At 72.4% G+C, this 18,924-nt stretch carries 17 protein-coding genes; 7 read left to right on the forward strand and 10 right to left on the reverse strand.

Features of this window, described 5'->3' with window-relative positions:
• Nucleotides 1-71: 71 nt before the first annotated feature.
• On the forward strand, nucleotides 72-1,694 hold the full coding sequence (gene aceB / locus RBJ65_RS08805; RefSeq protein WP_306316202.1) for a malate synthase A: 1,623 nt from the start codon (nucleotides 72-74) through the stop codon (nucleotides 1,692-1,694).
• 114 nt (nucleotides 1,695-1,808) lie between these two features.
• Here aceB and RBJ65_RS08810 read toward each other — a convergent pair whose 3' ends face one another.
• The 7 genes from RBJ65_RS08810 to RBJ65_RS08840 form a co-directional block, all read right to left on the reverse strand.
• Nucleotides 1,809-2,717: a HipA family kinase gene (locus RBJ65_RS08810; protein WP_306316201.1), complete on the reverse strand. Its 909-nt coding sequence runs from the start codon at nucleotides 2,715-2,717 to the stop codon at nucleotides 1,809-1,811.
• A gap of 36 nt (nucleotides 2,718-2,753) precedes the next feature.
• Nucleotides 2,754-3,332, reverse strand: a complete 579-nt coding sequence (locus RBJ65_RS08815; protein WP_306316200.1) for an ATP/GTP-binding protein — start codon at nucleotides 3,330-3,332, stop codon at nucleotides 2,754-2,756.
• Nucleotides 3,313-3,735, reverse strand: a complete 423-nt coding sequence (locus RBJ65_RS08820) for a DUF742 domain-containing protein (protein ID WP_372341160.1) — start codon at nucleotides 3,733-3,735, stop codon at nucleotides 3,313-3,315. Before RBJ65_RS08820 ends, RBJ65_RS08815 begins: the two co-directional genes overlap by 20 nt.
• Nucleotides 3,732-4,121 (reverse strand): roadblock/LC7 domain-containing protein, encoded by a 390-nt coding sequence (locus tag RBJ65_RS08825; protein ID WP_306316695.1) that lies wholly within the window; start codon nucleotides 4,119-4,121, stop codon nucleotides 3,732-3,734. The genes RBJ65_RS08820 and RBJ65_RS08825 overlap by 4 nt, the downstream gene beginning before the upstream one ends.
• Nucleotides 4,122-4,174: 53 nt before the next feature.
• The gene (locus tag RBJ65_RS08830) at nucleotides 4,175-6,490 is read right to left on the reverse strand and encodes a nitrate- and nitrite sensing domain-containing protein (RefSeq protein ID WP_306316199.1); all 2,316 of its coding nucleotides are present in this window, start codon (nucleotides 6,488-6,490) and stop codon (nucleotides 4,175-4,177) included.
• A gap of 61 nt (nucleotides 6,491-6,551) precedes the next feature.
• Nucleotides 6,552-7,334 (reverse strand): MHYT domain-containing protein, encoded by a 783-nt coding sequence (locus RBJ65_RS08835; protein WP_306316198.1) that lies wholly within the window; start codon nucleotides 7,332-7,334, stop codon nucleotides 6,552-6,554.
• 233 nt (nucleotides 7,335-7,567) lie between these two features.
• Complete coding sequence (locus tag RBJ65_RS08840) at nucleotides 7,568-8,224, reverse strand: helix-turn-helix domain-containing protein (RefSeq protein WP_306316197.1); 657 nt, start codon at nucleotides 8,222-8,224, stop codon at nucleotides 7,568-7,570.
• A gap of 100 nt (nucleotides 8,225-8,324) precedes the next feature.
• Between RBJ65_RS08840 and RBJ65_RS08845 the strand changes: the two genes are divergently transcribed.
• Entirely contained in the window at nucleotides 8,325-9,533 is a 1,209-nt protein-coding gene (locus tag RBJ65_RS08845) for a pyridoxal phosphate-dependent aminotransferase (protein ID WP_306316196.1), read from the forward strand.
• Nucleotides 9,534-10,114: 581 nt separating this feature from the next.
• Here RBJ65_RS08845 and RBJ65_RS08850 read toward each other — a convergent pair.
• Complete coding sequence (locus RBJ65_RS08850; RefSeq protein WP_306316195.1) at nucleotides 10,115-11,437, reverse strand: SWIM zinc finger family protein; 1,323 nt, start codon at nucleotides 11,435-11,437, stop codon at nucleotides 10,115-10,117.
• On the reverse strand, nucleotides 11,434-14,349 hold the full coding sequence (locus RBJ65_RS08855) for a DEAD/DEAH box helicase (protein ID WP_306332119.1): 2,916 nt from the start codon (nucleotides 14,347-14,349) through the stop codon (nucleotides 11,434-11,436). The genes RBJ65_RS08850 and RBJ65_RS08855 overlap by 4 nt, the downstream gene beginning before the upstream one ends.
• 237 nt (nucleotides 14,350-14,586) lie before the next feature.
• Here RBJ65_RS08855 and RBJ65_RS08860 point away from each other — a divergent pair, with 237 nt between their 5' ends.
• From RBJ65_RS08860 to RBJ65_RS08875, 4 genes are all read left to right on the forward strand, one after another.
• Nucleotides 14,587-15,186 (forward strand): histidine phosphatase family protein, encoded by a 600-nt coding sequence (locus RBJ65_RS08860; RefSeq protein ID WP_306323948.1) that lies wholly within the window; start codon nucleotides 14,587-14,589, stop codon nucleotides 15,184-15,186.
• A gap of 124 nt (nucleotides 15,187-15,310) precedes the next feature.
• Complete coding sequence (locus RBJ65_RS08865) at nucleotides 15,311-15,955, forward strand: hypothetical protein (RefSeq protein WP_306323947.1); 645 nt, start codon at nucleotides 15,311-15,313, stop codon at nucleotides 15,953-15,955.
• Nucleotides 15,956-16,054: 99 nt separating this feature from the next.
• The gene (locus tag RBJ65_RS08870) at nucleotides 16,055-16,477 is read left to right on the forward strand and encodes a thioesterase family protein (RefSeq protein ID WP_306323946.1); all 423 of its coding nucleotides are present in this window, start codon (nucleotides 16,055-16,057) and stop codon (nucleotides 16,475-16,477) included.
• A 13-nt stretch (nucleotides 16,478-16,490) separates the two neighbouring features.
• Complete coding sequence (locus RBJ65_RS08875) at nucleotides 16,491-17,000, forward strand: GNAT family N-acetyltransferase (RefSeq protein WP_306323945.1); 510 nt, start codon at nucleotides 16,491-16,493, stop codon at nucleotides 16,998-17,000.
• On the opposite strand, the gene RBJ65_RS08880 is transcribed toward RBJ65_RS08875, so the two are convergent.
• Nucleotides 16,957-17,592, reverse strand: coding sequence for a TMEM175 family protein (locus tag RBJ65_RS08880; RefSeq protein ID WP_306323944.1), 636 nt, complete (start codon nucleotides 17,590-17,592; stop codon nucleotides 16,957-16,959). The two genes, RBJ65_RS08875 and RBJ65_RS08880, sit on opposite strands and share 44 nt — an antisense overlap.
• Before the next feature lie 175 nt (nucleotides 17,593-17,767).
• Here RBJ65_RS08880 and RBJ65_RS08885 point away from each other — a divergent pair, with 175 nt between their 5' ends.
• On the forward strand, nucleotides 17,768-18,748 hold the full coding sequence (locus RBJ65_RS08885) for a hypothetical protein (protein ID WP_306323943.1): 981 nt from the start codon (nucleotides 17,768-17,770) through the stop codon (nucleotides 18,746-18,748).
• Nucleotides 18,749-18,924 lie beyond the last annotated feature (176 nt).

Genomic DNA, 18,924 nt, shown 5'->3' on the forward strand with positions numbered 1-18,924 from the left:
AGTCATACCCAAGCGGCCCCGGCACCCCGTGCCGTGCGCGCCGTTCGCTCGCTGAAGGAAGTGACAGCCACATGTCCGCACCAGCGCCGTCCCCGCTGGCCATCGTCGACGCCGAGCCCCTGCCGAAGCAGGACGAGGTGCTCACCGAAGCGGCCCTCGCCTTCGTGGCCGAGCTGCACCGCCTTTTCACGCCGCGGCGTGACGAGCTCCTCGCCCGCCGCGCCGGTCGCCGCGCCGAGATCGCCCGCACCTCCACGCTCGACTTCCTCCCGGAGACCGCCGCGATCCGCGCGGACGACACCTGGAAGGTCGCCGAGGCCCCGGCCGCCCTGAACGACCGCCGCGTCGAGATCACGGGTCCGACCGACCGCAAGATGACGATCAACGCGCTCAACTCCGGCGCGAAGATCTGGCTCGCCGACTTCGAGGACGCCTCCGCCCCCACGTGGGAGAACGTCATCGGCGGCCAGCTCAACCTCACCAACGCCTACAACGGCGCGATCGACTTCACGGACGAGCGCACCGGCAAGTCGTACGCGCTGAAGCCGGCCGAGGAGCTCGCCACGGTCGTCATGCGCCCGCGCGGCTGGCACCTCGACGAGCGCCACCTCGTCGACGAGTCCGGCAAGCCGGTCCCCGGCGCGCTCGTCGACTTCGGCCTCTACTTCTTCCACAACGCGAAGAAGCTGATCGAGCTCGGCAAGGGCCCGTACTTCTACCTCCCGAAGACGGAGTCGCACCTGGAGGCCCGCCTCTGGAACGAGATCTTCGTGTTCGCGCAGGACTACGTCGGCATCCCGCAGGGCACCGTCCGCGCCACGGTCCTGATCGAGACGATCACGGCCGCGTACGAGATGGAAGAGATCCTGTACGAACTCCGGGACCACGCGAGCGGCCTCAACGCCGGCCGCTGGGACTACCTCTTCTCCATCGTCAAGAACTTCCGTGACGGCGGCTCGAAGTTCGTCCTGCCGGACCGCAACCTGGTGACGATGACGGCACCGTTCATGCGGGCGTACACCGAACTCCTCGTCCGCACCTGCCACAAGCGCGGCGCGCACGCGATCGGCGGCATGGCGGCCTTCATCCCGTCGCGGCGCGACGCCGAGGTCAACAAGGTCGCGTTCGCGAAGGTCCGCGACGACAAGGACCGCGAGGCCGGCGACGGCTTCGACGGCTCCTGGGTCGCGCACCCGGACCTGGTCCCGATCGCCATGGAGTCCTTCGACAAGGTCCTGGGCACCAACCCGAACCAGAAGGACCGCCTCCGCGAGGACGTCTCGGTCGCGGCCGGCGACCTGATCGCCATCGACTCCCTCGACGCCAAGCCCACCTACGACGGCCTCGTCAACGCCGTCCAGGTCGGCATCCGCTACATCGAGGCCTGGCTGCGCGGCCTCGGCGCCGTCGCGATCTTCAACCTCATGGAGGACGCGGCCACCGCCGAGATCTCCCGCTCCCAGATCTGGCAGTGGATCAACGCGGGCGTCGTCTTCGACGACGGGCAGACGGTCACCGCCGAACTGGCCCGCAAGGTCGCGGCGGAGGAGCTGTCCGCCATCAAGTCCGAGATCGGCGACGACGCCTTCGCGGCCGGCAAGTGGCAGCAGGCCCACGACCTCCTCCTCCAGGTCTCCCTGGACGCGGACTACGCGGACTTCCTGACGCTGCCCGCGTACGAGCAGCTCCGCTGACGTACCCGCGGTTTTCGGGGCCCGGCGCCGGGGTGGCGCCGGGCCCTTCGCGTTCCCGGGTCGCCGCCCCTGGTTCTCATTGCGCGGCACCGGGGGCCGGGGAGGTGCGGCGGGTCAGCCCACGTGGCGGGACCAGTCCTGTTCCGCCGGAGGCTTGCCGTGGAGGTCGGGGACGCGCTTCAGCCAGGCGGGACGCCCTCGCTCCGTCGCCGCGGCCCGCTGCGCATCGGCCTCCGCCAGCTCCGCCCGGGACGGGAAGTCCGCCGGGAGCCAAGAGGCCGAGGAGCGGGCGCGGGTCAGCAGATACGTGACGTACGCGTTCCGGGCCTCCTCCGCCGTCGGGAAGTCCGTTGTGAGCCAGGCGTCGGGGACGAGGGAGAGGATGTCGCGGAGGAGGGGTTCCGTGACCTGGGGGGCGAGTTCGGCGTCGGCCGTGTGGACGTCGGGGCCGTAGCCGCCGAGGGCGTGGTGGCGGAAGTCGTAGGACTTCGTCGGGTCCGCTCCGTCCCAGCGGTGGTGGAAGACGAGGGCCGCGCCGTGGTCGATGAGCCAGAGGCGCGGCGGGGCCACGCCGAGCGTCGGCCAGACCATCAGGTTCGAACTGTGCACCGTGCGGTCGACGTTGACCGTGAGCGCGTCGAGCCAGACGATCCGGCCCGCCTCCACCGGGTCCACGGGGAACGTCTCCGCGAGCTCCGGTGTGAAGTCGACCGCGCCCGGCAGGAAGTCCATGCCGAGGTTGAGGCCGGCGCTGGCGTCGAGCAGCTCCTTGACCTCCTGGTGCGGTTCGGTCGCGCCCAGCGCCGGGTCGAAGTGGGCCAGGACCAGCTCCGGGAAGCGCAGGCCGAACGCGCGCGCCAGCTCGCCCACCACGATCTCCGCGACGAGCGCCTTGACGCCCTGCGCGGACCCGGTGAACTTCAGCACGTACGTGCCCAGGTCGTCGGCCTCGACCACACCGGGGACGGAGCCGCCGGTGCGCAGCGGGTTCACATAGCGGGTGGCGGTGATTTCTCTGAGCACCGGTTCAGGTTAATGCCCCCGGTGCGCCGCCCCGGCTCACGCGTCCTGGCGCAGCACCTGTTCGAGGAGCGAGATCAGCGTCTCCTTCCCCGACTCCCGGTCACGCGCGTCGCACAGCAGCACCGTGGTTCCGGGGCCGAGGTCGAGCGCGCGCGAGACCGCTTCGGGGGTGTGGGAACGTACGCCGTCGAAGCAGTTCACCGCGACGACGAACGGGATGCCGCGGCTCTCGAAGTAGTCGACGGCCGGGAAGGAGTCGGCGAGCCGGCGGGTGTCCGCGAGGACGACCGCGCCCAGGCACCCCGTGGCCAACTCGTCCCACAGGAACCAGAACCGGTCCTGCCCCGGCGTGCCGAACAGGTACAGGGCGAGGTCGTCGCGGAGCGTGATGCGGCCGAAGTCCATCGCCACGGTCGTCGTCGACTTGGTGGTGACGCCGTCGAGGTGGTCCACGCCGCGCGAGGCGACCGTGAGGTCCTCCTCTGTGCGCAGCGGGCGGATCTCGCTGACCGACTCCACGAGCGTGGTCTTGCCGACGCCGAAGCCGCCCGCGATCAGCACCTTGAGGGCCGTGAAATCGGCGCGAGGGGTGGGGTCAGAGTGCGCGAAGGCCATTGATCACTTCTCTGAGGAGGTGGGCGTCGGGGCGGGCGTAGCCGGCGGGCTCGCCGGTGACGGGGTCGGAGGCCGCGGCCGACTCGGGCGGGGTGACCGTGACGAGGGACTTCGCCGACAGGTCGCCGAGCAGGACGCGTACGACGCCCAGCGGCAGGCCGGAGTCGGAGGCCAGGTCGGCGAGGGGGCGGGGGCCGCGCAGGCACAGGGCGAGGAGTTCGCGCTGCTCGGGCGGGAGCGGGCCGTCCGGTCTGGTGCGGGTGGGGCGGACGATGGCCATGAGGTCCATGCGTTCCGCTCCGTTGCCGGTGCGGGCGCGGCCCGAGGTCATGGCGTAGAGCCGGACCAGGGGCCCGGCGTCCTCGTCGTAGCGGTCGGACCAGGCGTCGTCCTTGTCCTTCACGGGGCATCGCCGTCCGAGCGGGTGGGTACGCCGAGGTGTTCGCGGACGCGGTCCACGAGCAGGGCCATCTCGTACGCGACGAGGCCGATGTCGGCGAACCCGTCGGTGAACACGGCGAGGCAGGAGCCCTCGCCCGCGGCGACCACGAACAGGAAGCCGCCTTCGAGTTCGACCATCGTCTGGACGACGCCGCCGGCGGCGAAGTGGCGGCCCGCGCCCTTGGCGAGGGAGTGGAAGCCGGAGGCGATGGCGCAGAAGCGTTCGGACTCGTCGCGGCCGAGGCCGGTGGAGGCGCCGACGCAGAGGCCGTCGCCGGAGAGCATGACCACGTACCGGACTTCGGAGACGCGGGCGGCGAGCTCGTCGAGCAGCCAGTCGATGCCCATGCTGTTGCTGTGTTCGCCGTCGCCGCCGAGGCCGGTGACGTTGTACGTCGGGGTCATCGGGGTCCTCCGTCGGTCGGGGCCGCCGGGCCGCCGTCCTCGCGGGCGGCGCGGGCGCGGCGGCGGCCCGAGCTGAGCGATGTCATGGTGGCGCGGGCCGCCTCCGGCGAACGTCCGGTGGGGCCGGGCTTGTCGACCTCGGGTTCGGTCTCGCGCAACTCGGGGTTCATGTTGGCCTGCCGTACGCGCCGCGGGAGGTCCTCCGTGGCCGCGGGTTCCGCCGCATCGGGCGAGCGGTGCCGGGGTGCCGGCATGTGCCGAGGTGCCGGCATTTCAAGCCTCTCCGCCGTTTGAGGAGCGGGGTCCGGGGCCGAGCCCCGGGGGTTGCGCTGCGGCAAGGGCTCCGGAACTTCGAGCCCCTGCGGCGATTGAGCAGCGGGGTCCGGGGCGGAGCCCCGAGGCGTGGGAAGGTGCGGCGTCTCCAGCAGGTTCTGTGGGATGAAGACGACCGCGGTGATGCCTCCGTAGATGGAGCGCCGCAGCGTGACGTCGAGGCGCTGACGGTCGGCGAGCCGGTTCACCACGAAGAGGCCCAGCTTGCGCGAGTCGAGCAGGTCGATGTCGGTGGCGTTGATCCGCGCGTTGGCGTCGGCGAGCGCCTCGTCGCTCATCCCGAGCCCACGGTCCTCGATCTCCAGGTACGCCCCCGCCCCCACGGGCTCGCCGCGCACCACCACAGGCGTGTGCGGCGGCGAGAACGTCGAGGCGTTCTCGGCGAGTTCGGCCACGAGATGGACGACGTCCGCGACGGCGGACCCCGCGAGCGACAGGTCGGGGATGTCCTGGAGCTGCACCCGGTCGAAGTCGGCCGTCTCGGCGACCCCCGCCCGCACGGCGTCGATCAACGGCACCGGATTGCGCCACGCCCGCCCCGGCGCAGACCCGGAAAGGATCAGCAGCGACTCGGCGTGCCGCCGCATCCGCGTCGTCAAGTGGTCCACGCGGAACAGGTCTTCGAGGTCGGTGGGGTCCTCCGTACGGCGCTCCATCGCGTCGAGGAGGTCGAGTTGGCGGTGCAACAGCACCTGGCTGCGCCGCGCCAGCGAAACGTACACACCGGAGACACCGGTGAGTACCGCCGCCCGGTCCGCGACCGCCCGCAGCGCCGCCCGCTGCACCGTCGTGAGCGCCGCGCCGACCTGCCCGACCTCGTCGTGGTGCGGCGTCTCGTCGAGCGGCGCCTCCTTGTCGAGGTCGACGTCCTCCCCGTTGTGGATGCGCCGCATGGAGGCGGGCAGCCGGGTCGCCGCCATGTCGAGCGCCGCGTTGCGCAGCCCCGTGAGATCGGCGACCAGGCCGCGCCCGATCCGTACGGACAGCAGCAGCGACACGATCACACCGAGCAGACCGAGGATCACGGCGATGCCGGAACTGCCAAGCGAGGAAAGGGAGTACGGCTCGGCGCCCGCGGCCCTGTCGATGGCGCCCGACTCGGCCTTGTCGAGCGCGGTGAGGGTGCCTCGCGCGTCCGCCTGCCAGCGTCCGGCGGGCACCGCGTCGGCGGCGTGCGTGGCCCCGGCGGCCAGGACCATGTCCTGAACGTGGCTCAGGTCCTTCGCGCTCGCGGTGCCGAGCGCGGCGCGGTACGCGTCGGCGTCGCTGTCCGGCAGTTCGGGCAGCGCGGCCTCGGTGAGGTCGCGCTGCACGGCCACGTCGCCGACGAAGTCGCGGTACTGGGCGGCGGTCATTTTCCCGTCGGCCTGCGCGGCCCCGAGCAGCGCGTCCTGACGGCTCAACGCCTCGCGGGCGCGGGCGAGTTGAAGGAGCGTACGCGCGGTGTCGCCGTCGGCCGCCGCGAGCCCGGCCCGTACGGAAAGCGCCCGCTGGACCGCCGTGTCGTATCCGTCGATGGCGCCGGCGCCGCCCGTGGTGGCCTGTGCCTTCTGGCGCGGTCCGGACAGCGAGTCGGCGCTGAACCTCAGCTTCTGGATGCGGTCGGGCAGCGCGGCGTCGAGGTCGGCGAGGTCGGTGCTGATGGAGCGCAGCCCCGCGGTGAGGTCGTCGACCGCCTTGTCCGTGCGGCCGGTGGCCGCGGTGAAGTCCTGGCGCGCGGCGGCGTCGTGGCCGGCCCGGTACTTCATGGCGGCCGTGCGCTCGTCCTGCACGGCGACGGTGAACCGTGAGATCGGCGTGACGAGCGCCGAGTTCACCTCTTTCAGCTGCTCCTTGTCGGATATCTGGGAGGCCGTGGTCACCGCGGCATGCCCCCACAGCGCCATCACGGAGACGACGGGGACCGTGAGCAGGGTGACGACCTTGGCTCTGATCGATTTGGAGCGCAGCCGTTCGGGCAGCGGAAAGCGCGCGGGCATGGGGCAGCTCCTCGGCGGGGCCTGGTGGGGGAAGCCTGATGGTGGGGGGAAGGGCGGGCGCTCAGGTCGCCGGCAGCTCGACCTCATGCAGCGGACGCGCCGCCGCCTCGCTCTGCGCCCGCTCGTCCGCCGTCGGCGACAGCGCGACGAACGCGCAGGTCAGGAAGAGGAACGAGCCGAGCACCACGGCGAGCGGCAGGATGAACGCGGTCGCGGTGGCGCCGGACAGCGGCGCGGTGCCCGCGTGCACGGTGACCTTCGCGGCGGCCATGCCGGTGTAGTGCATGCTGCTCACCGCGAGCCCCATCACGAGCGCGGCGACGGCCGCGACGACGGGCCCGCGCACGGACAGCGCGGCCCACAGCGCGGCGGACGCGGCGACGACGGCGATCACCACGGAGGCGATCACGAGCACGGGGTCGTAGGAGAGCGACCCGTTGAGCCGCACCGCCGACATGCCGATGTAGTGCATCGCGGCGACGCCGAACCCGGTGCCGAGCCCGCCGAGCAGTACGGACAGGGCGCGGGACTTTCCGTACCCGGCGACGAACATGCCCGCGCCGACCACCACGATCGCCACGACGAGGCTCAGCAGGGTCAGGGGGATGTCGTAGCGGATCGCGGTGCCGTCGACGGCGTAGCCGAGCATCGCGATGAAGTGCATTGTCCAGATGCCGGCGCCGATCGCGACGGACGCGGTCAGCAGCCAGTTCCGCTTGGACCGCCGTCCGGCGGCCTGGGCACGCGCCGTGCAGCGCAGGCCCAGCGCGGATCCCACGACCGCCATCACGTACGACAGGAGCGGAGTGATCCAGCCACCTGTCATGTGGTGCATGTGCCCCATGTCTTCTACGGGTCCCTCTCACTCTTCACATTCGGCCCCCGGTCGACCGGGACGCTAACACGCACGTGTTGGCTTGATCAGAGCGGAAATTGACGCGATCCAGAGGGCATACCGGCCGGTAGGCCCGAGTTCATGGGGCCTTCACAAAATGGGGCGACGTGTAACCGTGCGGGGCGGTGCGACTCTTGTCACGCCGCGCCTCGGGACGGTCCGGACATTGCCGACCGCGGTCGTCAGGAGGCCGAACCGCCACGCAGCGCTTTCGCCAGCGCGCCCTCTCCGGTCACGGCGACGCGCCCGCCGCGCACCGCCGCCACGAGACCGACCGCGCCGCGCGCGACCTCGCCGCACACCTCGCCCTCCAGGTTCAGCCGCACCCCCGGCTCCCCGTCCGGGTACGCCCCGTCCCCGTACACGGGCCCCTGCCCGCCCACCGGGACCTCCCCCACCCGGACATGGAAGACCCCTTCGTCGACCCGGACCTCGACGACGCCCGGCTCCCCCAACGCCTCCAACTGTCTCGACAGGGGCAGCGCCAGCCAGTGCGCCCGCACCGCGTCGGTGGGCCGCCGCTCGGCGAGGCCCGGCGCGCCCCACTCCCCCAGCGCCCGCAGCACGGGCAGCAACCCCCGCCCCCGCTCGGTGAGTTCGTACACGTACGCCGACGCGGGCGCGGGCAGCCGGCGGCGCTCGGCGACGCCGTCGCGCTCCATGTCCTTGAGCCGCGTGGCCAGCATGTCCGTGCTGACGCCGGGCAGGTCGGCGTGCAGATCGGTGTAGCGGCGCGGGCCGGCGAGGAGTTCGCGCGCGATGAGGAGCGTCCAGCGGTCCCCGACGACGTCGAGCGCGCGGGCGACGGCGCAGTACTGGTCGTAGCTTCGGCGTGGCATGGCGCGCAGTCTATGCAACTTGTTGGACTTTCCAAGCGGCCACTTGGTAAAACCAAGCAGCACGTGCAACACGAGTCACTGGCGCGCCTGGAGGGCACCCATGGAGTTCCGGCAGTCGAGCAAGCTGAGCGAGGTCTGCTACGAGATCCGCGGCCCGGTCATCGAGCACGCCAACGCCCTTGAGGAGGCGGGCCACAGCGTGCTGCGCCTGAACACCGGCAACCCGGCCCTGTTCGGCTTCGAGGCCCCGGAGGAGATCGTCCAGGACATGATCCGGATGCTCCCGCAGGCGCACGGCTACACGGACTCGCGCGGCATCCTCTCCGCGCGCCGCGCCGTCGCCCAGCGCTACCAGGCGCTCGGCCTGGACGTCGGGGTCGACGACGTCTTCCTCGGCAACGGCGTCTCCGAGCTGGTCTCGATGGCGGTCCAGGCACTCCTGGAGGACGGCGACGAAGTCCTCGTCCCGGCCCCCGACTTCCCACTCTGGACGGCGGTCACGACCCTCTCCGGCGGCAAGGCCGTCCACTACCTCTGCGACGAGCAGTCGGACTGGTACCCGGACCTCGCCGACATGGAGTCGAAGATCACGGACCGCACGAAGGCGGTCGTCATCATCAACCCCAACAACCCGACCGGCGCGGTCTACCCGAAGCAGATCGTCGAGGGCATCCTCGACCTCGCCCGCCGCCACGGCCTGATGGTCTTCGCCGACGAGATCTACGACCAGATCCTCTACGACGACGCGGTGCACCACACCGCCGCGACCCTCGCCCCGGACCTCGTCGTCCTCACGTTCTCCGGTCTCTCGAAGACGTACCGCGTGGCGGGCTTCCGCAGTGGCTGGATGGTGGTGACGGGCCCGCGGCAGCAGGCGCGCAACTATCTGGAGGGCCTGACGATGCTCGCCTCCATGCGCCTGTGCCCGAACGCGCCCGCCCAGTACGCGATCCAGGCCGCGCTCGGCGGCCGCCAGTCGATCCAGGAACTCACCCGGCCCGGCGGCCGCCTCCTCGAACAGCGTGACAAGGCGTGGGAGAAGCTGAACGAGATCCCCGGCGTCAGCTGCGTGAAGCCCAAGGGCGCCCTGTACGCCTTTCCGCGCATCGACCCCAAGGTCCACAAGATCGTCGACGACGAGAAGTTCGTCCTCGACCTCCTGCTGCGCGAGAAGATCCAGGTCGTCCAGGGCACCGGCTTCAACTGGCCGTCCCCGGACCACTTCCGCATCCTCACCCTCCCGCACGCCGACGACCTCGACGCCGCGATCAGCCGGATCGGCCGCTTCCTCAGCGGCTACCGTCAGTGACATGACCTCCGCTTCCACCTCGTGGTGCCCTACGTGTACGTATCCGAGCCACACCCAGTTCGCCTCGCCCGAGCTGGTCGACCCCATCGTGTCCGGCGACTTCGACCGCCCCTTCGCTCTTCGAACTGCGCGACGCGGCCCTGAAGTTCGGCGCGTACCGGGTGGACGCCGAGGGCGAGATCCACGGCATGGTGTACGCGCCCGCGGCGGAGTACGTACGAGAGGTGCACGGTCTCGACGCGACAGTCCACCGCACACTGCGCGTGACGGAGATCGGCGAACTCCTCGACGCGGGCCGCCTCGTCATCGCCTCCGTCCACTACGCGATCCGCCGCCCCCACGAACCGGCCCCCGGCCGCGGCGGCGCCGCGACGCCGGTCTTCGGACCACTCAGGTCGCGGTACGTAGTGTTCGTCGACCCGCGACTCCCCCACCCGCAACGGCTCTTCGGCCGCCCAACGAGCCCACTCGCGCAACGCCTTCTCGTTGGCCGGTTCGGCAAGTCAAGCCCCGCCTTTCGTACGAGAGCCAGCGGGGTCCGGGGCAGCGCCCCGCGACCGCAACCCCGGCCCACGCCGAACTCATCCCGCCCCCAGCACCGCGCCAAGCGTCGACACCGGATCCCGCCCCGGCTCCCCCCTCGGCCACCAGTCCTCCCGCCCCACATCGGACTCGTACCCGTACCACCACCCGTCCCGCCCCAGCCGCAACTGAAGCGACGGCGTCGACAACCGGTTCCGGTACGGCCGGAACTCCGGATGCCCCACGGCAAGAAGCGCCGGCCGGGCCCGGTCGAACGGCCCCGCCGGCGGATCCCACTCCTCCTCCAGCACCGAAAGCCCCTCCAGCCCACCTTGCCGCCACGCCGCGACGGCCCGCGCCAGATCGTTCGGCGTCCGCCCGGTCCCCCGCGACAGCGACGCGTACAGCGCCCGCGTCGCCGCCGTAAGCCCCGACCCCGGATGCGCGGCGGCCAGCCGAACCGCGTCCTGCCACGGCGTGAGCCCGGCGATCGGATCGACGCCACTGGTGAGCAGCGCATGCGCCCGCACCCCGGCCTCCGTGGCGAGGAGGTCGAGCGCCAACGGGTCCGGCGCATCCGGCGCCTGCGGGTACGACGGCGGCCGCTCCGGGTGCGTCGGCGCCGGGAACTCCGGTGGAAGCGGCGGCAGTTGACGCCCTTCCGGCACCCACCCGGACACGTCCTTGGCCGGAACCGAGTCCATCTCGGGAGCGGCGGCCGCCTTCGACCGCTCCTCCGCCTCCCGCACCGAACCGCGCCGCGTCAACGCGCTCAGCAACTCCTGCTCGCCCCGCCCGCGCAACAGGAAAAGCACGAACGGGTCCTCGTCGAGCAGCCGCGCCGTCTGATAGCAGAGCGCCGCCGCGTGCTTGCAGGGGTCGCCGCGGTCCGGGCAGGTGCACTCGGGGGTGAGGTCGTCGACCGTGGGCAGCAGGTCGGCCGCCGCGGCCAGCGCGTGCGGCACGTCCTTGTCGAGCAGCGACGCCAGGTGTTCGGGGCGGCTCGCGGCCGTGTCGAGGAAACGGTCCCACGCCTCCTCCGACAGGGTGCGCAGCCGCAGTTCGGCCCGGTACGGGCGGGGGCGCGAGCCGTGTACGTAGGCGACGACGCGCCCCGGAGTGACGGTGATCGCGTCGACGTGGCCACGGTCCGCGTACGCGCGGCCGCGCGCGAGGCGGCCCTGATCGAGGGCGCTGTCCTCCAGCGCGTCCACCCACGCGTTGCCCCACCACGTCAGGGCGAAGCCGCCGCCGGGCTCGGCGCGGGGCGGCAGCGGCGGGAATGTGCGGCGCGTGTCGAGGTGCCGGGCCCGCGCCTGCTCGTCGGCGCCCGCACGGCCCGGAACATGCGGCCTGCGCGACCGCCCCAGGGGTCGGTTCATCGGCTCGTCGCCTCCCTGCGCAGGGTCACGAGGTCCGTGAGCTCCCGGTCGGTCAGCTCGGTGAGCGCCGCCTCGCCGGAGCCGAGCACGGCGTCCGCCAACGCCCGCTTGCCGGCGAGGAGTTCGGCGATCCGGTCCTCCACGGTGCCCTCGGTGATCAGCCGGTGGACCTGCACGGGCTGGGTCTGCCCGATGCGGTACGCGCGGTCGGTGGCCTGCTCCTCGACGGCCGGGTTCCACCAGCGGTCGAAGTGGATGACGTGCCCCGCGCGCGTGAGGTTGAGCCCGGTGCCCGCCGCCTTCAACGACAGCAGGAAGACGGGCACTTCGCCGGACTGGAAGCGGTCCACCATGCGCTCGCGCTCGACGATGGTCGTGCCGCCGTGGAGCAGCTGGCTGGGGATGCCGCGTGTGGTGAGGTGCGTGGCAAGGAGCCGGGCCATGGACACGTACTGGGTAAAGACGAGAACGGACCCGCCCGAACCTCCCGAACCGCCCGACCCGCCCTCGTTGAATTCCGCCACGATCGTGTCCAACAGCTCGTCGAGGAGCGCGAGTTTCCCGGAGCGGCCCGCCAGGCGCGGACGGGACGTGTCGCCGTCGCCCTCCTTGAGGTACTGCGCCGGGTGGTTGCAGATCTGCTTGAGCGACGTCAGCAGCTTCATGATGAGGCCGCGGCGGCCGATGCCCTCGGCCTCCTCGATCTGCGCCATCGACTCGCGCACCACGGCCTCGTAGAGCGAGACCTGCTCGCGGGTGAGCGGCGCGGGGTGGTCGGACTCGGTCTTCGGGGGCAGTTCGGGGACGATGCCGGGGTCGGACTTCCTGCGCCGCAGGATGAACGGGCGCACCAGGCGGGCGAGCCGCTCGATCGCCTCCGGGTTCGTCCCGCCGTGCCCTTGCAGCGGCACTTCGCCCTCGACCACGCGCGCGTGCCGGGCGCGGAACGCCTTGAGCGGGCCGAGCAGTCCGGGGGTCGTCCAGTCGAGCAGGGCCCACAGCTCGGACAGGTCGTTCTCCACGGGGGTGCCGGTGAGCGCCACGCGCGCGGGGGCGTCGATCGTGCGCAGTGCCTTCGCCGTCGCCGAGTTGGGGTTCTTCACGTGCTGCGCCTCGTCGGCCACGACCATGCCCCAGGTGTATCCCGCGAGTTCGCCGGCGCGGGTGCGCAGGGTGCCGTACGTGGTGAGGACGAAGCCGCCCGCTACGCCGGTCAGGGTGCGGTCCGCGCCGTGGAAGCGGCGCACCGGGGTGCCGGGCGCGAACCGCTCGATCTCCCGCTGCCAGTTGCCGAGCAGCGAAGCCGGGCAGACGACGAGGGTGGGCTGCGGGCGGTCGCGCCGCAGGTGCAGCGCGATGAGCGTGACGGTCTTGCCGAGCCCCATGTCGTCGGCGAGGCAGCCGCCGAGGCCGAGCGAGGTCATGAGGTCGAGCCAGGCCAGTCCGCGCAGTTGGTAGTCGCGCAGCGTCGCGTGCAGGCCCTCGGGCGGCTCGACGGTGTCGATGCCGCGCGTGAGCCGGTCGCGCAGTTCGGCGAGGCGGCCCGCGGGGACGGCGGTGACCCGCTCGCCGTCGATCTCGGCCTCGCCGGTGAGCGCGACCGCGAGCGCGTCGACGGGTTCCAGGAGCCCCAACTCCCGCTTGCGGGCCTTGCGTACGAGGTCGGGGTCGACGACCACCCACTGGTCGCGCAGGCGTACCACCGCGCGGTGCGACTCGGCGAGCAGGTCCATCTCGCGCTCGGTCAGCGGGTCGCCGTCGAGCGCCAGCTGCCAGTTGAACTTGAGCAGTTCCTCGCTGTCGAAGAACGCCGTGCCGTCGGTGGCGGAGCCGGGCGCGGCCTGCGCGCGGACCACGGCGGTCGCGGTGAGCGAGCGGGCGATGTCGCGCGGCCAGTGCAGGGTGACACCGGCCTTGGCGAGGCGGGCCGCGCCGGGCCCGAGCAGATCGGTGAGCTCGCTCTCGGAGAGGGCCAGCACGTCCGGCACGTCCTGCTCCAGGAGGCGGCCGAGCGGCGGCCAGGCGAGCGCGGCGCGGCGCACCGCGAGCACCGCGTCGATCCGGGCGCGCGGCCCGAAGTGCTCGCCGCCTTCCCCGGCCCACAGCCCGGCGGCGTCGACCACGCGCGTGGGGTCGGCGAGGCTGTGCACCTGCACGATGGCGGCACCCGCGCGCCGCGCGCCGGTGTCCTGGTCGGCCCCGGCCCCCGCCGCTTCCTCGCCTTCCTCGCCCCCGTCGAACAACGCGTACTGCGACAGGTCGAGCCGCAGCGACACCTTCACGCCCGCGTCGAGCCCGGCCGCCGCCTCGACCGCCCATGGGCGGGCCCGCGGAATGTGCTGGGCGGCGGCAGCGGCGAACGGGGCGCCCGCCGCGTGCGCAGCGGCCGGGGTGCGCGGCAGCGCGTCGGCCACCGCGTCAAGGAACGCGCGGACCAGCGCCTCCGGCTCCGGAACCCGCAGCGGCCTGCTCCCCGGCACCGGCGTCGCGTACCCCTCGGGCGGCAGGGCGGCGGCGATGCCCCGCACCTGCGCCACGTCGTCCTCGTCGAGCGGGCCCGCGCGCCACGCGTCGTGGTCGGACACGGTGAGCCCCGGCAGCAGCCGGCCCCGCGCCATCAGGTGCAGGGCGTGCGCCGCGGCGGCGCCCCAGGCGGCCGCGGCGGGGTTCGCCCCGCGGGTCCTGCGGGCGCGGACGAGCAGGGGCAGCGCGTCCAGGACCGGCAGCACGAGGGCCGGAACCTTGCGGCTGCGTACGCCTGTGCCGTGCGGCCGCACGACCGTGATCTCCGCGTCGGCCCCCGGAAGGGCGGTGCCGTCCGGTGACCAGAACGCGACGCGGCCCGCGCGCGGCAGCGGATCGGGCAGGAAGACGGCGGCGGCGCCCACCGGTACCGCGGGATGCTCCGGCATGCTCACGCCCCCTCCCTTCGCACTCTCCACTCGGCCCTCGATGACCCCTATGACCTTACGGGCCAGGTCTGACAATCCGTGCCCGGCGCCTCCACCCGCCCCCGGGGCTCCGCCCCGGACCCCGCCGCTCAATCGCCGCAGGGGCTCCAATGGGCCTGCCCCCGAGCGGTCGGGACGGCTCCTACCAGGGACAATGGGAACGACCCCGTACAACCTCAAACGAACAGGCGCAAAACCGTGGGTGATCTGCTCCTCGTCCGGCACGGCGAGACCGAATGGGCCCTGACCGGGCAGCACACCGGCCTCACCGACATCCCGCTCACCGAGAACGGCCGGGAGGAGGCGCGCCGCGTCGCGCCGCTCGTCGGCAGCTATCACATCGGGGCCGTCTTCGTGAGCCCCCTCCAGCGCACCCGCGAGACCGCCGAGCTCGCGGGCCTCACCCGCTACACCGTCGACGACGACCTGCATGAGTGGGACTACGGCGCGTACGAGGGCATCACCACTCGGGAGATCCAGCGCACCCGCCCCGACTGGTACCTCTTCGACGACGGGGTGCCGCCGGGCCCGCCGGAGCACCCCGGCGAGACGCCGGAGCAGGTCGGCGAGCGGGCCGACCGGATGCTGTCCAAGGTCGACGCGGCGCTCTCCAACAACGAGGGCAGCGTCGTCCTCGTCTCGCACGGCCACTTCCTGCGCGTCCTGACCGCGCGCCGTCTCGGCCTGCCGCCGTCGGGCGGCTCGCACTTCCTGCTGGCGACGGGCACGGTCAGCCGCCTCACCTTCGAGCACGGCAGACCGGTGATCTCCGGCTGGAACCTGCGCCCCAACCGCTGACGCCGACTGCGCTCCCCCGGCCGGGACGGCCCGTTGTCAGAGCCGTCGTGCACCATCGACACGAGACCGGGAAACCCGGACAAGGCCGGGAAGCCCGGTCGTCGACCCGGACGGGAGGCACGCCGTGACCAGACCGCCGACTGCCGCGCAGCGCCGCATCATCGAGGCCGCCGATCCGGAGACCGGCCGGATCTCCGGCGCCCCGGCCCAGCTCGCCCGCCTCGTCGTCCTGAAGCTGGCGTTCCGGCACCCACGACCGCCGCACGACCACTTCCTCACCCCGGCGGGCCACCGCGTGCGCGAGGCCGAGGAGGAGCCACCGGCCGCCGCGTCACGCGCTGGGTCACGTACCGAACAGCCCGCCCCCGACGGCCTGTTCGCCGCGCGGCTCGGCGGGGAGCCGGACACCGACGGCGGACCCGCGCGGGCACGTGAGGTACGGACGGCGTGGCAGGGCCTGTTGGAGATACGCCGGATGACCAACCCCGACGGCGCCACGGACCGGCCGTGCGCCTGGGAACGGAGCCGCCTCGCCCCCTCCGCCGCACTCGCCCTGGAGGCGGCGGGCTGCGCGCCCGCGGGCGAGGAGACCCCCGGTTACCTCGTGCGCGACAGCCCGCAGCCGGAGGCCGTCGCCGTCCATCATCCGGAACCGGATGGGCTCGCGGCGTGCTCGGCGGCGCTGCGCGACGCGGGCTGGCAGGTCAGCGAGCACGCCGGGACGCGCGGCGGCCCCCGCTACCTCCTGGCGTCGCCACGACGGACGTAGCACGCCTTCGACCACCCCGGAATGCCCTCCCCCGCCCACCTGTTGGCATGATCGGCACAACACCCCAGCACCGAAACTCCCCCCATCGAGAGGAACGTCGTGGCAGAGCAGTTCTCCGTGCCGGTCGAAGTCCGCGGATACGAGATCGACGTCAACGGCCACCTCAACCAGGCCGTCTACCTCCAGTACGCGGAGCACGCCCGCTGGTCGTTCCTGCGCCACGCCGGCCTCGACGAGAGCCTGCTGCTCGGCAGCGGGGTGGGCCCCGTCGTCCTGGAGACCAACATCCGCTATCTGCGGGAGCTGCGCGCGGGCGATGTCGTCGACGTGAGCTGCGCCTTCGAGTTCGGCGACGGCAAGGTGTTCCGCGTCCACCAGACGATCACCAGGGCCGACGGCACGGTGGCCGCCGAGGTGTCCGCGGTGAGCGGCGTCATGGACCTCACCGAGCGCAAGCTGGTGAAGGACCCGGGGCGGGTCTTCAAGGAACTGGCCACGTCCCCGGCCGTCTTCGGCCTCTGACCGGCGACCCGCCATGGACTTCCACCCCCGCTCCTACGGCCACCCCGACGCCGTCGCGCTCAGCGACCAGGTGCAGGCCGAGTACCGAAAGCGCTTCGGTTACGACGACTTCACCGATCTGCACCCCACGCACTTCGACCCGCCCCACGGCCTGTTCCTCGTCGCGTACGACACCGGGGAGCCGGTGGCCTCCGGGGGCTGGCGGGCGCAGGAGCGCGACGGCGCGGGCTACGCGGACGGCGACGCCGAGCTGAAGCGGATGTTCGTCGTGGAGCGGGCGCGCGGCCGGGGCCTGGCCCGCCGGATCCTGGCCGCGCTTGAGGACAGCGCGCGGGACGCGGGGCGTACCCGCATGGTCCTGGAGACGGGCGTGCACCTGCCCGAGGCGATCCGCCTGTACGAGTCCAGCGGCTACCGCCCGACCCCGCCGTTCGGCCCGTTCCGCGCCTACGACGACAGCAGGTTCTACGCCAAGCCCCTCACTGGTCGGATGCCTGACGGATCGGCACCTGCACCTGGTTGAACCCGTAGTACACCGCGAGGACCCCGTGCGCGGCGAGCGTCCCCGGCGCCGAGACGAAGGCGAGGGCGACGGTCGCCGGGTAGCCGAGGGAGCCGAGGGCGAAGCGGGCCCGGGTGGCGCGGGCGCCCACCGGGTCGACGCGCGGGTGGAGGAGACGACCGCTGCGGGTGAGGTGCCACCAAAGGGCCTGGAAGGCCAGCGACATGGCGACCATGGTGAGGCTGTAGACGGCGGCCGCCGTGTGCGCGGCGTCGTCGCCCTCGCGCAGGTACTCGGCGAGCAGCGCCGTGGGCCACGGCAGCGCCGCGACGATCATGAGGACCAGCAGGTTGAGGAAGAGCAGCGTGCGGTCGACGCGGACCACGTGGCTGAACACCTGGTGGTGGTTGACCCAGATGATGCCAATCACCAGGAAGCTGACGACGTACGCCGCGTACGAGGGCCACTGGTGACCGAGCGCGCTCCACAGGCTTTCGCCGTGCTCGACGTGCGGGACCTTGACCTCAAGGATCAGGAGCGTGATGGCGATGGCGAACACGCCGTCGCTGAAGGCCTCCAGGCGTCCCGAGTCACTGCTCTCCTGTTCCTTCATGCTCTCCCCCCACCCCGAGTCCAACTCGCCCTGTTCTGACCGTACTTGAGCCCTACGCGGACGCCAATGCCCGCCGCCCACGCGAACGATTCACCCCCTTGCCCCCTCCCCCGAAGATCGCTACGGTCCGGTTCGACCTCGCTTTCTACGCGCGTCAACCGAGAGGCCCCGCTCCATGCAGTTGCGCCACAAGTCCCTGCTCTCCGCCGCCTTCGTCACCCTGGCCCTCGCCGCCCCCGCCCGCGCGGGCGCCCCGGAGCCCGCCCCCGAACCCGGCGGCTGGCAGCAGGTCGGCGACGACGCCAAGTCCGGGGTCAGCGGACTCGCCCTCACCGACACCGGCGCGGGCTCGGCCGACGGCTCCGTAGAGGCCCTCGTCGTACACGACAACAAGAAGCCCGGCGAGCAGCGGCTCAGCCGCGTCACCTTCCACCCCGCCGCGCCGAAGGACACGAAGGTGGCGCCCGTCGCGTGGGACGGCATGGCGCCCAAGGACCTGGAGGCGATCGAGGCGGTGCCGGGCAGGCCGGGCGAGTTCATGGCGCTCGCCAGCCGGGGGCTCATATACCGGCTGCACGTCGACGGGGACACGGCGAAGGTTCTCGACCTGGCGCCGCTGCCCGCCATCCCCGAGGGCGCGGACTTCGAGGGCTTCGCGCTCGGTACGTCGCACGGGCGGACGGTCGCCGTATGGGCGGACCGGGGCGCGGGAGCGGACCGTCCCGCGACGGTGTTCGCGGCGCCGTTCTCGTTCAACGAGTACGGGGAGGCCGAGTTCGGGAACGTACGAGAGGCGGAGTTCCGCGCGGCCTACCCGAAGGGGGACGTGCGGCACGTCAGTGACATCTCCGTCACCAAGTCCGGCCGGGTGATGGTGAGTTCGGCCGCCGACTCCGGCGACGACGGCCCCTTCGCCTCGGCCGTGAGCGAGGCGGGGCGGGTGGCGCTGAACGCGTCGGGCACGAAGGCGACGCTGCGGATCGGCACCCCGCCCCGTACCGCGACGAAGAAGTTCGACGGCCGCAAGATCGAGGGCGTCGAGTGCCTGCCCGGCACCGGCACGGACGGCCCGGCGCTGCTCGGCACGGATGACGAGAACCTGGGCGGCTACGTCACGTTGGCTCGCGTATGCAGGAGTCAACACGCGACGCGATGAGGGTCGACAGGACACAGAGGGCACCGTTGGCGAATTCGGGTCCTGGGCCAGGGGGACACGGCCCCTGCTCGGAAAAGTGTCGCAGTTATACGTACAACTGCGACACCTTTCCGCGCCCACACCTCCCCCACCGGGTTCGCCAACAGCGTCCGTAGGGCGACGCCGTCAACGGGCCG

Source organism: Streptomyces sp. KL109B (assembly GCF_030766935.1).
In the GTDB taxonomy this organism is placed as follows: domain Bacteria; phylum Actinomycetota; class Actinomycetes; order Streptomycetales; family Streptomycetaceae; genus Streptomyces.

Excerpts from the sequence above, each read along its gene's own strand:
- aceB (WP_306316202.1), top strand. The coding sequence starts at position 72 with ATGTCCGCACCAGCGCCGTCCCCGCTGGCCATCGTCGACGCCGAGCCC.
- RBJ65_RS08815 (WP_306316200.1), bottom strand. The coding sequence starts at position 3,332 with ATGGCCTTCGCGCACTCTGACCCCACCCCTCGCGCCGATTTCACGGCC.
- RBJ65_RS08825 (WP_306316695.1), bottom strand. The coding sequence starts at position 4,121 with ATGGGCATCGACTGGCTGCTCGACGAGCTCGCCGCCCGCGTCTCCGAA.
- RBJ65_RS08830 (WP_306316199.1), bottom strand. The coding sequence starts at position 6,490 with ATGCCCGCGCGCTTTCCGCTGCCCGAACGGCTGCGCTCCAAATCGATC.
- RBJ65_RS08835 (WP_306316198.1), bottom strand. The coding sequence starts at position 7,334 with ATGGGGCACATGCACCACATGACAGGTGGCTGGATCACTCCGCTCCTG.
- RBJ65_RS08840 (WP_306316197.1), bottom strand. The coding sequence starts at position 8,224 with ATGCCACGCCGAAGCTACGACCAGTACTGCGCCGTCGCCCGCGCGCTC.
- RBJ65_RS08845 (WP_306316196.1), top strand. The coding sequence starts at position 8,325 with ATGGAGTTCCGGCAGTCGAGCAAGCTGAGCGAGGTCTGCTACGAGATC.
- RBJ65_RS08850 (WP_306316195.1), bottom strand. The coding sequence starts at position 11,437 with ATGAACCGACCCCTGGGGCGGTCGCGCAGGCCGCATGTTCCGGGCCGT.
- RBJ65_RS08855 (WP_306332119.1), bottom strand. The coding sequence starts at position 14,349 with ATGCCGGAGCATCCCGCGGTACCGGTGGGCGCCGCCGCCGTCTTCCTG.
- RBJ65_RS08875 (WP_306323945.1), top strand. The coding sequence starts at position 16,491 with ATGGACTTCCACCCCCGCTCCTACGGCCACCCCGACGCCGTCGCGCTC.
- RBJ65_RS08880 (WP_306323944.1), bottom strand. The coding sequence starts at position 17,592 with ATGAAGGAACAGGAGAGCAGTGACTCGGGACGCCTGGAGGCCTTCAGC.
- RBJ65_RS08885 (WP_306323943.1), top strand. The coding sequence starts at position 17,768 with ATGCAGTTGCGCCACAAGTCCCTGCTCTCCGCCGCCTTCGTCACCCTG.